This window comes from Luteimonas marina (assembly GCF_007859325.1).
GTDB lineage: Bacteria > Pseudomonadota > Gammaproteobacteria > Xanthomonadales > Xanthomonadaceae > Luteimonas > Luteimonas marina.
Map to the genome: position 1 here is coordinate 711,664 of NZ_VOHK01000001.1, position 14,598 is coordinate 726,261.

Here is a 14,598-nt window from a genome sequence, read left to right on the forward strand (position 1 = left end):
TGACTACGCCGATACCGCCCCAATATTGGCAGTCACTTGGGGGAGGGAATTCAATGTCGCCGCCGCGCCTCTTTATCTCGTATAGCTGGTCATCTCACGACCATGAACTTTGGGTAATTGACCTAGCCAGCAGGCTCAGGGAATCCGGGATCGATGTAATCTTGGACAAATGGGAGCTTAAGGAAGGGCACGACTCAATCTCTTTCATGGAGAAGATGGTCACGGACCCAACTATCCAGAAAGTGGCCGTCATCTCCGACAGCAAGTACGCGGAGAAGGCAGACGGCCGAGTAAGTGGCGTCGGCACGGAAACCCAGATTATTTCTCGCGAAGTCTATGAGAAGCAGGATCAGAACAAGTTCGTCGCCGTCCTTCCTGAGCGTGATCCGGAAGGGAAGCCGTACCTACCTGCCTACTACAAGGGTCGCATCTACATCGACTTGAGTGCGCCGGAGAACTACGCGGCGGAGTTTGAGCGTCTTGTTCGCTGGGTGTACGACAAGCCCCTTCATGTAAAGCCGGAAATCGGGAAAGCGCCGGCTTTCTTGGAGGAAGAGCCCACTAAGTCTCTGGGCACATCCGTTTCGTTTCGGCGAGCTATCGACGCGCTCAAGAATGGCAGGCCATTTGTCGAAGGAGCCGTTGACGAGTACTTGGCGATCTTCTCCGAGAACATGGAGCGTTTCAGGATCACCTTGGACGACTCCAGGGATGCAGACGACCAGATTGCCGACTCCATCGAGGAGTTCACCCCCTATAGGAACGAGTTCATACAGCTGATGCTGGCGATCGCCCAGTACGCCACCAACGATGACATGCAGAAGAAGCTGCATCGGTTCTTCGAACGGCTACTGCCATATCTCGGGCGCCCGGAGGACATGAACTCGCACCATTCGTGGGCTTTCGACAACTTCAAGTTCATCGTTCACGAGCTCTACCTTTACGCAATCGCGATCCTCATCCGGTACGAGCGATTCGCTTTCGTCGACAGGCTGTTGGCGACGCCGTACTACGTAAGTACGAACGCGAATAGGGGTCGAGAAGCCACGACCACATTTGCTGATTTCCGTGACTACATGGAGTCTTTCAGGGGTCGTGACCAGAAGCTGCGCCGCCTCTCAAGTCGAGCTGACCTTCTGAAACAGCGGGCTGAATCTTCTGGGTTCGATTTCAAGTCACTTATGCAGGCAGACTTCGTTCTGTACCTTCGAGCGACGCTCAACGATGACTACTACGTTCGTTGGTGGCCGGAAACGCTTGTTTACGCGACGAACTCCTACGGGCCAATGGAAGTCTTCGCAAGGTCTCGTTCGGCTTCGTACTATGAGCAGGCCAACAAATTGTTAGGCGGTGTATCTGCAAATGATCTGAAGGCGCACGTTGCGACGCTGCAGGGCGACCGAGACAAAGTCCCAAGCTGGCAATTCGAGCGCATCTCTCCCGCCGTGCTCACCGAGATCGATAAGCTCTCCGGCCTTCCGTAGCTGCCCGATCGCCAGTCTGTCAGCGTCCGCTGCTGGCCGGAAGCTGACGTTGCCAGGGCAGGGGATTAGGGAAATTTATCGGGGGTAGCGGTAGGCAGCTTCCGGCCCGTCCTGCAAGCACCCCCAGATGGATGGATTTGACAATTTGCGCAAATCGCCTCATCCTTCAAGTTATGGATCCTCGTACGCCCGGCCAGATGATTTCGACCCTGCTCAAGGAGCGGGGATGGACCAAGCGAACTCTTGCTATCGTCCTGGGGGTCGACGAGGCGACCATTACGCGGCTGGTCTCGGATAAGCGCCCGGTTTCGGCCGACCTGGCGTTGCAGCTGGAAGAAGTCCTGGGTGTAGAAGCCGACCGCCTGCTCACGCTGCAGAAAGACTATGACTTGCAGTTGGCAAAGATCGCCTTCCGCAGCGATCCGGCACGGGCCGTACGCGCCCAGATCTTTGGGACCCTCCCCATCGTAGAAATGGTTAAGCGGGGCTGGCTTCCCGGGGTTGAAAACCCCAAGGACGTGCCGGCCGTCGAAGCCGCAGTGGCAAAGTTCTTCGAGGCGCCGACGGTAGGCGAGGTGGAGTTCCTGCCCCACGCCGCGCGGCGAACGCAGACGTCGGTCGACGCCACGCCGTTGCAATTGGCATGGCTGTACCGGGTCAAGAGTGTGGCTGCCGAGATGATGGTCCCGCCTTATTCGGACGCGAAGGGGCGGGCCGTAGTCGAGCGGCTGCGCTCGCTGCTGAGCGCGGCTGAAGAGGCAAGAAAGGTTCCGCGGCTGCTAGCCGAAGCGGGGATACGCCTCGTCATCGTCGAAGCGCTGCCTAGCTCAAAAATCGATGGCGCCTGCTTGTGGCTCAATGCCACGTCCCCGGTGATCGCACTCTCATTCCGCTTCGATCGAATCGACAATTTCTGGTTTGTGCTACGCCACGAGTTGGAGCACGTGCTCCAGCATCATGGGCAGGTAGCACCGATAGTGGACGTTGATCTCGATGGCCGCATCGATGCTCATGTGATTGAAGAAGAGCGGATCGCCAACGCCGCCGCTGCCGCGTTTGCCGTGCCGCCGGAGAAGTTGAGTGCCTTCGTTGCACGTAAGGCGCCGTTCTTCGCCGAGCGCGACATTCTTGGCTTCGCATCGACACTTGGAGTCCATCCGGGCTTGGTCGCGGGGCAACTGCAACATCGAACTCAGCGCTACAACCATTTCCGTAGCCATTTGGTGAAGATTCGGTCGATCGTGGCCCCGGGCGCCATGGTCGACGGTTGGGGAGACGTCGCGCCCGTAGGTCTGTGAGGTAGAACGTGTCTACGAAAAATCAGCGCCTGCAAAACATCATCAAGCTCTATCGTCAGCGCACCGGCAACGAGTCGGTGGACATGCATGAAGTAGCAAAGTTCGCTGCGGAAATGGGCTACCAGCTCCCCAAACCGAAGACCGCCATCGAGCGGTTGGCCGAACAACTGTCGGCGGCGGCAAGGGAAGAGGTTCGCCGGGATAACGTAACCGGGCGACCGTACCGAGCCAATCTCGCCGTTGTGCAATGGGTCAACGGCTCCCAGCTGACGCTGTGGCATGACATCGACGTTGCCCCCAGGCGGATCGCGCAGAAGGCATTTGTGCAGCGACGCGAGCAGATGGTCGGGGATGCGCTTCAGCTCACTCTCGACATCAACCACTGGAATCGCGTGCATGAGCATGAAGAGCCCATCGTGATGCCGCTGGATTTCACTGACGACGTTGAGTGGCGATTGAACGCCCCAGACGCCGATGACAAGGCCGCTTGAACCTATCTTCGGAGAAGGTCCCCATGAGCAAGGGTCGAGATCGCACAGTATTCAAGCGCCCGGACGGCCAGTGGGCAAACAAGCGCAATGACGCCGACCGCGCATCGAGCCTGCACCGCACGCAAGGTGGCGCCGAAAAAGCGGCGCGCGACATGCTGACGAACCAAGGTGGTGGTGAACTTACTACCAAGGGCGAAAACGGCAAGATCCGCAGCAAGGATACGATTGCGCCGGGGCGCGATCCTAATCCACCGAAGGATCGCGAACATTGATTGACACACCGAGCTAGACCGATCGTAGAACGCGTGCTCAATCCGCGTGCGATCTTGGGGATGACCCGCGCCGCCGCGGGATAAGAGGCGGTTGAGTTCTTGGCCGTGTTGCATTGGGCCTGAACCGTGCCAACAGGGGAGGGCGCGATGAGTCGTATTCGCCAAATATTCCTTCGCCGTTTCCGAGGCATCGCCCAGTTGGACTGGGCACCGCGGCCGGGCGTAAACGCGATACTGGGCGCGGGGGATGCGGGAAAGAGCACGGTGCTCGATGCCATCGCGCTGGCTTTTTCGGCCACACGGCGGGATGTCTTCTACGACACCGACTTTCATCAGCTGAATGCGGACGCTGGTTTCGAGATTCGTATCACCCTTGGCGACCTTCCTCCCGAGTTGCACGACGTCGAACGCTACGGGGATTACCTGCGCGGCTGGCGTGCCGCGGACGCTACGCTCGAAGACGAACCGGCTGCCGACCGGGAAGATGTGCTCACATTGCGCCTGGTGGTTGGCGCTGATCTCGAAGGACATTGGTCGCTCTATTCGGATAGAACGCAGGATCAGGAAGGCCGCGACCTCTCATTGCCGCACCGGGCACTGATTGCGCCGGTAGTTCTCGATCAGTCGCCGGCGACCCATTTGCGCTGGGCCAGGCAATCGATCCTGCAGCGTCTGGCCGAGCCGCAGTTTGCGGTACGAACGCTTGTCGCTCGGGCGGCGCGGGGCTTGCGAGAACAGGCGGGCGACGCCGGTGCGGACGCAGAGGTGGCTGCGGTTGTCGATCAGGTCCGGGCCCGGGCTCGCGAGTTGGGCATACGCCCAGCGCAGGAGGCACAAGTTTTGCTCGATGCCTTCGGTATTCCAGGTTGGAATGCGTCCCTAGCGTTGCACGACGACGCTGGGGTACCGCTACGACGTCTTGGCACCGGGTCGTCTCGATTGCTTGTGGCCGGCTTGTTTCACAGCCGTCTGGCGCCGACTGGCATCGCCTTGGTCGATGAGGCCGAATTCGGATTGGAGCCGCATCGCATTGCTCGTTTCCTGCGCCTGCTCGGTGCGGGCGTCGAAGGGGGGCCTCAGGTCTTCCTGACCACGCATTCACCGGTCGTTGTGCGGGAGCTGCGTGCGCACGAACTTGCGATCGCCCACCACAACGCCGCCATTGGTGTACACCACATCACCAACGTCGCGGATGCCGAGACAGGACTAGACACGCAGGGTTTAGTTCGCCGAAACGCGGAGGCTTTTCTGTCCACCGCGGTGATCGTCGGCGAGGGGCCGACCGAAGTCGGTCTGATCCGTGGTCTTGATAATTTCTGGACTGATCATCGCCAGAACCCACTCGTGCTGGAGGGAATCGCAGTTACGGATGGGGGAGGAATACCGGCCGCGGCAGCTCGCGCCGCGGCCTTCGCTAGGCTTGGTTACCGAACGTTGTTGCTCATGGATGATGACCGTCCGCTTACCCCAGCGGAGCGTATGCCGGCCGAAATGGCGGGCGTGCGCATCATTTCTTGGGGTGGCGGGCAGGCCACCGAGGACGCACTGTTCTTCCAGCTAGGTTGGGCAGACATCTTGAGCTTGCTCGCAATCGCCGAACAAACTTGGGGCGAGGCGCGTATGAACGAAAATTTGCGCTCTTACTCCAACGGGCAGTTTGACTTGGCGACTTGCCGTGCTCAGGACCTTCCGGCCCACCGCGCCATCCTTGCCCGGACAGCCAAAGGTCAAGACTGGTTCAAGCGAATCGATTTCGGCGAACGGGTTGGCCATGAAATCGTGGGGCCCGGATGGGAGCGTGCCGGCCCTTCGGTGCAGGCGATAGTGAACGCAATCTGGCAGTGGACGCGCGGTGGCTAGAACGGTTGACGCAGACATCTTGGACGGCGTGGCGCGTGGCCGGATTGAGGCTGCGGCCGGGTGCGGCAAGACCGAAGCCATCGTCCAGCTGACGTCCACGTGGACCGGTGGACGTACGCTGATCCTGACCCACACCCTTGCCGGCGTCGCAGCGCTGCGCCGGCGACTGCAGGCCGCGCGTGTTCCTACCGACCGCTACAGCCTGTCGTCCATCGATGCCTGGTGCGTACGTCGCGTCGCCGGATTTCCGATGCGTGCTGGCCCGCTCCCTGATGCCGCCAATCCGCGGGTGTTCTACCCGGCGGTGCGCGCCGCATGCCTTCGGCTACTGGTCAGCCGCTCCTTGGATGCCGCATTGCGCAGCACGTACGGTCGGGTATTCGTCGATGAATACCAAGACTGTGGAGCTGAGCAGCACAGCATTGTTTTCCAACTGGCAGAACTGTTGCCAACGTTCGTGTTTGGCGACCCGTTGCAGGCGGTTTTCAACTTCCCGGGTGCACCGGTGGTGTCGTGGAACCAGAGCGTGGCGCCGACGTTTCCACTGTTAGAAACGCTTGATCACCCGTGGCGGTGGGAGCGGGTTGGCGCAATGTCGTTGGGGCGATGGCTCATCGACGCCAGGGCACATCTGCAAGACGGCACTGGGATCGATTTGGAGCAGCTGCCAGAAGGCTGCGAATGGGGCCGACTCCATGGCGATGTAGTCCGCGATGCGCAAACAGTCCGCACGGCCGCGAGCTACTGGCGACGAGAGGCAGGCAACGTGCTAGTACTCGCCAGCCCGACTGAGCCGCATCGGCACGCCGAGTTGGCGCGCGGTGGTGAAGGCATACAAGTCGTCGAAAATCTTGACCTTCGTCAGGTCGTTCAGAATGTGGGGCAACTCGAACAGGCTGTGGCCGGCGAGCGATTGCGGCTGTTGCTTGAGTTGGCGCACTCGGTGATGACCGGGATCGCGGTGAATCCAATGCTGACCCGTTGCGAGAGCTTACGCGCTGGACGCGCGCGCGTGCCTGCAACACCCGACGAGGCGGCAGCGCTGGCGTTTGTCGATCATCCGGATTGGTCCCAAGCCCGGGCTGCGCTGCTCATCTGGTCGATGCAGGCTGGGCGCCGTGTCTTTCGACGCGAAGTCTTGGCGATGCTGCTTGACAGCCTCGCTTCGATAGCGGCTGGACGGCAACCGTCGCTGACCGTAGCGATGGCGGCAGCTATCGAGCGGCGGCGCCACCAGGGACGGCCGGTGACGAACAGGGCGATCGGTAGCACGCTGCTGCTAAAGGGCCTGGAGGCCGACTACACCGTGCTTCTCGACTTGGAACGCTTGTCGCCGCCGCACGTGTACGTCGCGCTTACTAGGGGAACGCGAGGGATGTTGGTGCTTTCTCGCGACCGCTGGCTTGGACGCACCCGGTAAGACATAACGACGTTGAGAGGAACTCTCTGGGTAAGCAGAGCGGCTAAAGGAGTTGATGTAGGGGTTCAGCCGAGATACCTGTAAAAATGCCCCATAGAATCTGATTTCTTTCGTGAAATCATCAGGTTGCCGGATTTTTCTTGCCGACTGAACCGGCAGCTTGAGCTGGGCGCAACTGCGCCAGTACCTGCTCCAGCGTGTCACTGCGCACACCGGCCCGCAACGCGTCGGCTTCGGCCTGTTCGCGACGCTCCAGCTCCTTCGCTAGATCGGCGCGAGCACCGACCAATTCTGCCCGTACAACCTCCAGCGCCTGGGTATCTTGCGCCCAGCGCGTCTGCAAGGTCTGGTGCTCGGTGGCCGTGAGCCGTAGCGCGTCAAGTTCCTTCCGCTGGTCGTCTGCATCCTGCCGCACCTGGGCCAGCTCCCGCTCCAAGCGGCTATGGCGCTCCAGCCACTGCCCATTGTCGCGATTGAGCTGTACCAGCTCGTGGTTCTTGGCGGTCAGCACCTCATTGGCCTGGCGTAGCGCGACCTGTAGTTCCTGCACTTGGTGTTCGTGCCGGCGCTGTTCCTGGTCGCGCTGGTCCTTGACCGAGGTCCGGTAGTGCTCCAGCGCCTCGCGGGCGTGCTGGTGCTTCTGTTCCAGCGACTGTGCGTGCGCCTCGTGCTCGGCTAGTCGGGCGGTCAGGCCGGCGATGCGCTCGCCGAGCTGGGCGACCTCGGTAGCTCGGTCGGCCAGTGCTTGCCGGCTGGCTGCATGCGAGGTCTTTTCGTTGTGCAACGCCGTTTCGGTGCCCTGGAGCTGGGCGCTCAGGGCCGCCGCTTCCTGCTGAGCGCGCTCGAGTGCTTGTCCGCGCTCCTGCAACTGCGCGTCGAACTGCTGCTTGGCCTCCGCGACGACGGCCTCGGCCTCGTCGTGCAGGCGCCCAGCGAGTCGGCCGACCAGGTCCTGCAGTGCGTCGCTGACGGCGACCTTGGCACCGAGGCCTTGCCCTTCCTCCTCCTCCAGTTCCTTCAGGTAGCGGTGGATGGTGGTCTTGGAGCCGGTGTTGCCCAATGCCACCCGCACCGCGTCCACCGACGGATGCTTGCCCTGCGCTCGCAGCGCGTCGCGGGCCTTCTGCACATCGCTCTTGTACAACCCAGCACGGGCCATGACGGCCTCCTCGGACAATTTCGTAATGTATTACATACCACGTAATTACATGCTATTTCAATTGCAGAAATGCTCGAGTTGTGGCTGTAAATTAAAGCGGGATAATTGTGGTTTATCCCTTCCCAGCCGACTCAGGCCTGCGCCAAGCGGTGTTATTCGGTACGAAACTGCCATGTGCCGCCACGTGTGAGCGAGTCGCAGCGAGAGCTGCAGCTCGGACTTAGTGCCTAACGGGGCGAAGTGGCGGGCGGCGCGCAGACCCCTCTTCTGGGGTTCTCCAGACCATCTAGCCACCGCGGCCCCGGTACGCCAACAGCCGCAGCGCGTTGAACACCACCAGCAATGTGGATCCTTCGTGGATGGCAACCGCCGGTCCGATGCCCAGGCCGAAAATCGTCGCCGGCACCAGGAAGGCGACAATCCCCAGGCTGACGAACACGTTCTGCCGGATCACCTTGCGCGTGTGGCGGCTCAGGTCCACCGCGAACGGCAGGTGGCGCAGGTCGTCGGCCATCAACGCGACGTCGGCGGTCTCCAACGCGACATCGGAACCGGCGGCACCCATCGCGATGCCGACCGTGGCGTTGGCCATTGCCGGCGCGTCGTTGACGCCATCACCAACCATGGCCACCTTGTCCTGCTCGCGCAGCTTGCGGATGGCCTCAACCTTGTCCTCGGGCATCAGGTCGCCCCAGGCTTCATCCAGGCCCACTTCCGCGGCGATCGCGTCGGCGACCCGTTGATGGTCACCGGAGATCATGATCATGCGCGTGATGCCGAGCGCGCGCAGTTCCTTCAACGCCTCCGGCGCGCCCTCGCGCGCGGTGTCGAGCAGGCCGATGGCGCCCAGATCGCGCTCGCCCTGCCTGACCACCATCGAGGTACGTCCGGCTTCACGCAGTTGCGCGATGGCGGCCGCCGCCGGTTCGCCCAGCGGCGCGACGCCGTCGGTGCCGAACATCTCGGCCTTGCCGATCCACACCGTTTCGTTGCCGAACGTGGCGGTGACGCCGCGGCCGATGAGGTTTTCGAGGCCGCTGGCGGCCGGTATCTCGCGCCCGCCCAGCCGCTCCCGGCCATCCCGGGCGATGGCCGCGGCCAGCGGATGATCGCTGAGCGACTCGACTGCGACCGCAACGGTGAGCAGTTCCTCTTCGGTCACCCCATCGACGGGGATGACGTCGGTGATGCGCGGACGTCCTTCGGTCAGGGTCCCCGTCTTGTCGAAGGCCATCGCGTTGAGCGAGCCGAGTTCCTCCAGCGGCGCTCCGCCCTTGATCAGCACGCCGCCGCGCGCCGCGCGGGCGATGCCCGACAGCACCGCACTGGGCGTGGCGATGGCCAGCGCGCAGGGGCTGGCGGCCACCAGCACCGCCATCGCGCGGTAGAAGCTGTCGCGGAAGGGCTCGTCGACGACCACCCAGGCGAACAGCAGCAGGAAGGCCAGTACCAGCACCGCGGGCACGAAGATGCGCTCGAACCGGTCGGTGAAGCGCTGGGTCGGTGACTTGCGCGTCTCGGCCTCGCTGACCAGCTGGACCACGCGCGCCAGCGCCGAATCGCTGGACTTGCGCGTGACCTCGACCTCCATTGCGCCGCTGCCGTTGATGGTGCCGGCGAACACGCGCGAGGCGGCATCGACGCCATCGGGGCGTGCGCGTGCCGTCGCGGGGTCGTCCACGGGCCGCTTGTCGACCGGGATGCTCTCGCCGGTCACCGGCGCCTGGTTCACGCTGGAGGTGCCGAGCACGAGGAAGCCGTCGGCGGGCAGCCGTTCGTTCGGCTTGACCAGCACCACGTCGCCGACGACCAGGTCCTCGACCGCGATCTCCTGCACCCGGCCGTCGCGTCGCACCGTCGCCGAGTCGGGCGCGAGTTCGGCCAAGGCCTCGATGGCGCGCTTCGCCCGGCCCATGGCGTAGTGCTCGAGCGCGTGGCCGAGGCTGAAGAGGAACAGCAGCAGCGCGCCCTCGGCCCACGAGCCGAGCGCCGCGGCGCCCGCAGCCGCCACCAGCATCAAGGTGTCGATCTCGAAGCGCTTCAGGCGCAGGTTGTCGATCGCCTCGCGCAGCGTGTAGAAGCCGCCGAAGAAGTACGCCGCGACGTAGCAGGCCAGCGGCACCCAGGCGGGCGCACCGGCGAGGAGCTTGTCCACCAGAAAACCGGCGAGGAGCAAGGCGCCACAGGTCAGCGAGAAGATCAGTTCGGTGTTCGGACCCAGCAGCCCGCCGTGCGCGTGCGCCTCCCCGCCCTTGCCGTGCGCATGCTCCTCGTCATCCATGGGCTTGACCGTAACGACCTTCATCCGGGCCAGGACCGCCAGGATGCGATCCTCCGAAACCTCGCGGCGGTCGTACTCGACATGGACCATGCCTGCCGCGCTGGCGTCGGCTTCCAGCACGCCCGGAAGCGACCTGAGCCGTTCCGCGACGGTGCGCGCACGGCGCTGGTGGCCGATCCCATCCACCTCCCACAGCGCATGGCCATAGCGCTCGCTGATCGCCGCGCCCGCGCTTTCGACCACCTCGCGGATGCGGGCGAGCGGCACGACGTCCGGGTCGTAGTGGACACACAGCTGCGCCGGCTCGCTCTTCGAGCCCGGGCGGATGTGCACCTGCCCGATGCCGTTGCGACCGTCCAGATCGTCGATCAGCCGCCTGACGCAGGCATCGGCCTCGTCCGGTACCTGCGGCAGCAGGATCTGCAGGTCGATGCGTAGTGTCTCGGTCATTGTCCTTTCCCCTTGATTCGACGGCTTGCGGATCTGTACGTGTGCCGGACCTTATCCATCGGACCGCTTGTCCTCGCGCACGCTCTGCAGGATCTCGATGCCGCCTTTGAACGCGACAGCAGCAATCAAGGCACCTGCCACCAGGTCCGGCCAGGACGACCCGAGCCAGAGCACCAGTACCCCGGCCACGACCACGCCGCCATTCGAAATGAAGTCGTTGAAGCTAAAGGTCTCGGCCGCCTTCATGTTCACGTCGTCGGAACGGAGGCGGCGCAGCAGCACCAGGCACCACAGATTGATCGCTCCGGCGACGAGCGCCAGCCCGATCATGACGGGGCCGAGTGGCTCGGCCCCATACATCCACCGCCGGACGACGTCCGCCAGGACCGCCACGGCGAAGATCAGCAACATGATCCCCGAGACGGTCGCCGCACCGCGTTTCCAGACGGGGCGGCGATCGATGGCGAGGTAGCTCAGCAGATAGACGGCCGCATCCGAACCGTTGTCGACGGCGTTGGCGAGCAGGGCGCTGGAATCGGCCACCCAGCCCGCCACGCCCAGTCCCGCGAACAGCGCGAGGTTCCACAGCAGCACCTGCCGCAGGACGTTCTTCTGCCGGGCCAGATCCTGCGTCATGTCGCGTGCCGCTTCGGACGATGCGCGATGGCCCGCGCCGCGAACGTGGGCAGCACCAGCAGGGTCAGCACGGTCGCCGTGATCAGTCCGCCGATGACGACGGTCGCCAGCGGCTTCTGCACTTCGGCGCCGGATCCGGTCGCGATCGCCATCGGGATGAAGCCGACGATCGCCACCAGCGCCGTGGTGAGCACGGCGCGCAGCCGGTTGGCGGCGCCGGTCGCCGCCGCTTCCAGCGGCGCATCTCCGGCCGCGAGCCGTTCGCGGATGGCCTGCATCAGCACCAGGCCGTTGAGCGTGGCGACGCCGGAGACGGCGATGAAGCCGACCGCCGCCGACACCGAGAACGGCATGCCGCGCACCAGCAGTGCCAGGATGCCACCGACCAGCGCCAGCGGCACGCAGACGAAGACCAGCGCGGCCTCGCGGATCGTCCCGAGCGCCATGTACAGCAGGGCGCCGATCATCAGGAACACGATCGGGATCACCAGGGCCAGGCGTGCTTCGGCACGCTGCAGGTTCTCGAACTGCCCGCCCCAGTCCAGATAGACGCCACTGGGCAGGGCGATGTCGGCCACGGCGGCCTGCGCTTCCCCGACGAAGCCACCCAGGTCGCGGCCACGGACATTGGCCTGCACCACGATGCGGCGGCTGCCGTTGTTGCGGCTGATCTGGTTGGGACCCTCGCTGACGTCGATGCGCGCGACCGAGGACAGCGGCACCACGGTGCCGTTGGGGGCGACGACCGGCAGGGCGGCGAGCTGCGCCGGATCGTTGCGGTCGGCCTCGTCGAGCCGGATCACGACGTCGAAGCGACGGTCGCCCTCGAAGATCTTGCCGGCCGCTGTGCCGCCGATCCCGGTCGCCAGCGCCTCGCTGACGTCCGCCGCGGTCAGGCCGTACTGCGCCGCGGCGGCATGGTCGACCCGGACGGTGAGCGTGGGCAGGCCCGAGACCTGCTCCACGCGCACGTCCGCCGCGCCGTCGATGCCGCGCAGCTTCAGCGAGACCTGGTCGGCGATCGGCTGCAGGACGTCGAAGTCGTCGCCGAACACCATCACCGCCAGGTCCGTGCGCACGCCCGAGATCAGTTCGTTGAAGCGCAGTTCGATCGGCTGGCTGAACTCGAACGCGTTGCCGATCTGGTTGCCGACGATCGACTCCAGGCGGAGGATGAGGTCGTCCTTGCCCAGCGACCTGTCGGGCCACTCGGCGCGCGGCTTGAGCACGATCACGCTGTCGGAGATGTTGGTCGGCATGGGATCGATCGCCGCCTCCGCCGTACCCGTGCGCGAGAAGACCGTCTTGACCTCGGGTTCGCTCGTGATGGCCTTCTCCAGGGCCAACTGCATCGCCAGCGACTGTTCCAGCGAAGCGGACGGCACCCGCAGCGCCTGCATCGCCAGGTTGCCTTCGTCGAGGGTCGGCATGAACTCCCGGCCCAACGAGAGGAATGCCACGAAGCCGATGGCGAGCATGGCAACCGCACCAATCAGAACGCTGCGCGGTCGCGACACCGAGGTGCGGATAATCGGCTCGACCCTGCTGCGTACGAATCGGATGATGCGGGTCTCGTGCTCGGCGCTGTGCCCACCGTGCGATCCGTTCTCGTCCTCATGCGGCGGGGCGTGTCCGGGGGCGACCTTGGGCTCGCGCACGAACAGTGCGGCCATCGCCGGCACGAAGGTGAAGGAGAGGATGAACGCGCCGATCAGGGCGAGCATGAAGGTCGCGGCCATCGGCTGGAACGTCTTGCCCTCGACGCCCTGCAGCGTGAGGATCGGCGCGAACACCAGCAGGATGATCAACTGGCCGAACGCCGCGGGCCGCACCATCTTGCGCGCCGCCTGGATCGCCACGCCCAGCCGCTCTCCGGCGGAGAGCGACCTACCCAGTTCGGCCCGCTTCTGGCCGAGCATCAGCAGTGTCGCCTCGACCACGATCACCGCGCCGTCGACCAGGATGCCGAAGTCGAGCGCGCCCAGGCTCATCAGGTTGCCGCTGATCCCGAAGCGGTTCATGCCGATCACTGCGAACAGGAATGACAGCGGGATCACCAGCGCGGTGATCGCCGCGGCACGCATGTTGCCCAGCAGCAGGAACAGCACCACGATGACCAGCAGCGCGCCCTCGGTCAGGTTCCTGGCCACGGTCTTGATCGTGGAATTGACCAGCATGCTGCGGTCGAGGACGGGCTCGGCCACGATGCCGGCAGGCAGGGAGCGGTTGACCTCGGCCAGGCGCTCGGCCGCCGCCTGCGCCACCGTGCGGCTGTTGCCGCCGGCGATCATCAGCGCCGTGCCGAGCACCGCTTCGTGGCCGTCGCGTGTGGCGGCGCCCAACCGCGGCGCCTGTCCGAGCCCGACGCTGGCCACGTCTGAGACACGGATCACCACGCCGCCGCGATTGGCAATCGGCGCCTGCGCCAGGTCGTCGACCGTCTGCGCCAGGGCATCGGCGCGGACGACCAGCCCTTCGCCGGCGCGCTGGACGAAGCCCGCGCCGGCCTGGACGTTGGAGCGTTCCAGCGCTTGCACCAGTTCTCCCAGGCCGATGCCGTAGGCAGCCAGCCGTTCGGCATTCGGACGGACGGCGTACTCCTTGACGTAACCGCCGATCGTGTCGACGCCGGCCAGGCCGGGTGTCGAGCGCATCTGCGGCGCGATGATCCAGTCCTGCACCGTGCGCAGGTAGGTGGCGCGCTCCTGCGCCGTCGCGAGCCGGTCACCCTCGGGGGTCAGGTAGATCTCGTCGGCCTGCCAGCCGGGCGCGTTCGGCTTGCCGACGTTCGCCGGGTCGAACGGCACGTAGTCCACCGTCCACATCAGCACTTCGCCGAGGCCGGTCGTGACCGGCGACATCATCGGCGTTACGCCCTCGGGCAGGTCCTCCTGCACCTCGCGCATGCGTTCGGCCACCTGCTGGCGCGCGAAGTAGATGTCGGTCTGGTCGGTGAAGATCGCCGTGACCTGCGAGAAGCCGTTGCGCGAGAGCGAACGCGTGCTGGTCAGCCCCGGGATGCCGGCCAGCGCTGTTTCGAGCGGGAAAGTGACCTGGCGCTCGATCTGCCCCGGGGCGAGCGCGGGCGCGATGGTGTTGATCTGCACCTGCCGGTTGGTGATGTCCGGCACGGCGTCGATCGGCAGCTTGCTGAGCTGGAACAGGCCGTATGCGGCGATGACCGCCGCCACGAAGACCACTGCCCAGCGGAAGCGGACCGCCGTTTCAATGATGAGTTTGAACATGA

The 14,598-nt window shown here is 64.5% G+C and carries 10 protein-coding genes; 6 read left to right on the top strand and 4 right to left on the bottom strand.

Annotation, left to right across the window (positions count from 1 at the left end; translation table 11 throughout):
• Positions 1-53: 53 nt before the first annotated feature.
• The 6 genes from FQY83_RS03315 to FQY83_RS03340 all read left to right on the top strand — a co-directional run bounded on the left by FQY83_RS03315 (position 54) and on the right by FQY83_RS03340 (position 6,825).
• Positions 54-1,484: a toll/interleukin-1 receptor domain-containing protein gene (locus FQY83_RS03315; protein WP_146384971.1), complete on the top strand. Its 1,431-nt coding sequence runs from the start codon at positions 54-56 to the stop codon at positions 1,482-1,484.
• Positions 1,485-1,657: 173 nt separating this feature from the next.
• Positions 1,658-2,782, top strand: coding sequence for a HigA family addiction module antitoxin (locus FQY83_RS03320; protein ID WP_146385360.1), 1,125 nt, complete (start codon positions 1,658-1,660; stop codon positions 2,780-2,782).
• Between the two features lie 8 nt (positions 2,783-2,790).
• Positions 2,791-3,273, top strand: coding sequence for a hypothetical protein (locus FQY83_RS03325; protein ID WP_146384973.1), 483 nt, complete (start codon positions 2,791-2,793; stop codon positions 3,271-3,273).
• 23 nt (positions 3,274-3,296) lie between these two features.
• Positions 3,297-3,545 carry a DUF2188 domain-containing protein gene (locus FQY83_RS03330; RefSeq protein WP_146384975.1) on the top strand — a complete coding sequence of 83 codons (249 nt, stop codon included), beginning with the start codon at positions 3,297-3,299 and terminating at the stop codon, positions 3,543-3,545.
• Positions 3,546-3,692: 147 nt separating this feature from the next.
• Positions 3,693-5,405 (top strand): ATP-dependent nuclease, encoded by a 1,713-nt coding sequence (locus FQY83_RS03335; protein WP_146384976.1) that lies wholly within the window; start codon positions 3,693-3,695, stop codon positions 5,403-5,405.
• Between the two features lie 28 nt (positions 5,406-5,433).
• Positions 5,434-6,825, top strand: a complete 1,392-nt coding sequence (locus FQY83_RS03340) for a UvrD-helicase domain-containing protein (protein WP_238333400.1) — start codon at positions 5,434-5,436, stop codon at positions 6,823-6,825.
• A gap of 121 nt (positions 6,826-6,946) precedes the next feature.
• On the opposite strand, the gene FQY83_RS03345 is transcribed toward FQY83_RS03340, so the two are convergent.
• The 4 genes from FQY83_RS03345 to FQY83_RS03360 all read right to left on the bottom strand — a co-directional run bounded on the left by FQY83_RS03345 (position 6,947) and on the right by FQY83_RS03360 (position 14,596).
• Positions 6,947-7,984: a DNA-binding protein gene (locus FQY83_RS03345; protein WP_096009589.1), complete on the bottom strand. Its 1,038-nt coding sequence runs from the start codon at positions 7,982-7,984 to the stop codon at positions 6,947-6,949.
• 286 nt (positions 7,985-8,270) lie between these two features.
• Positions 8,271-10,715, bottom strand: a complete 2,445-nt coding sequence (locus tag FQY83_RS03350; RefSeq protein ID WP_146384980.1) for a heavy metal translocating P-type ATPase — start codon at positions 10,713-10,715, stop codon at positions 8,271-8,273.
• Positions 10,716-10,766: 51 nt separating this feature from the next.
• On the bottom strand, positions 10,767-11,351 hold the full coding sequence (locus FQY83_RS03355) for a cation efflux transmembrane domain-containing protein (protein WP_146384982.1): 585 nt from the start codon (positions 11,349-11,351) through the stop codon (positions 10,767-10,769).
• A complete protein-coding gene (locus tag FQY83_RS03360; RefSeq protein WP_146384984.1) occupies positions 11,348-14,596 on the bottom strand; it encodes an efflux RND transporter permease subunit in 3,249 nt (1,082 codons plus the stop codon). The genes FQY83_RS03355 and FQY83_RS03360 overlap by 4 nt, the downstream gene beginning before the upstream one ends.
• Positions 14,597-14,598: the final 2 nt, after the last annotated feature.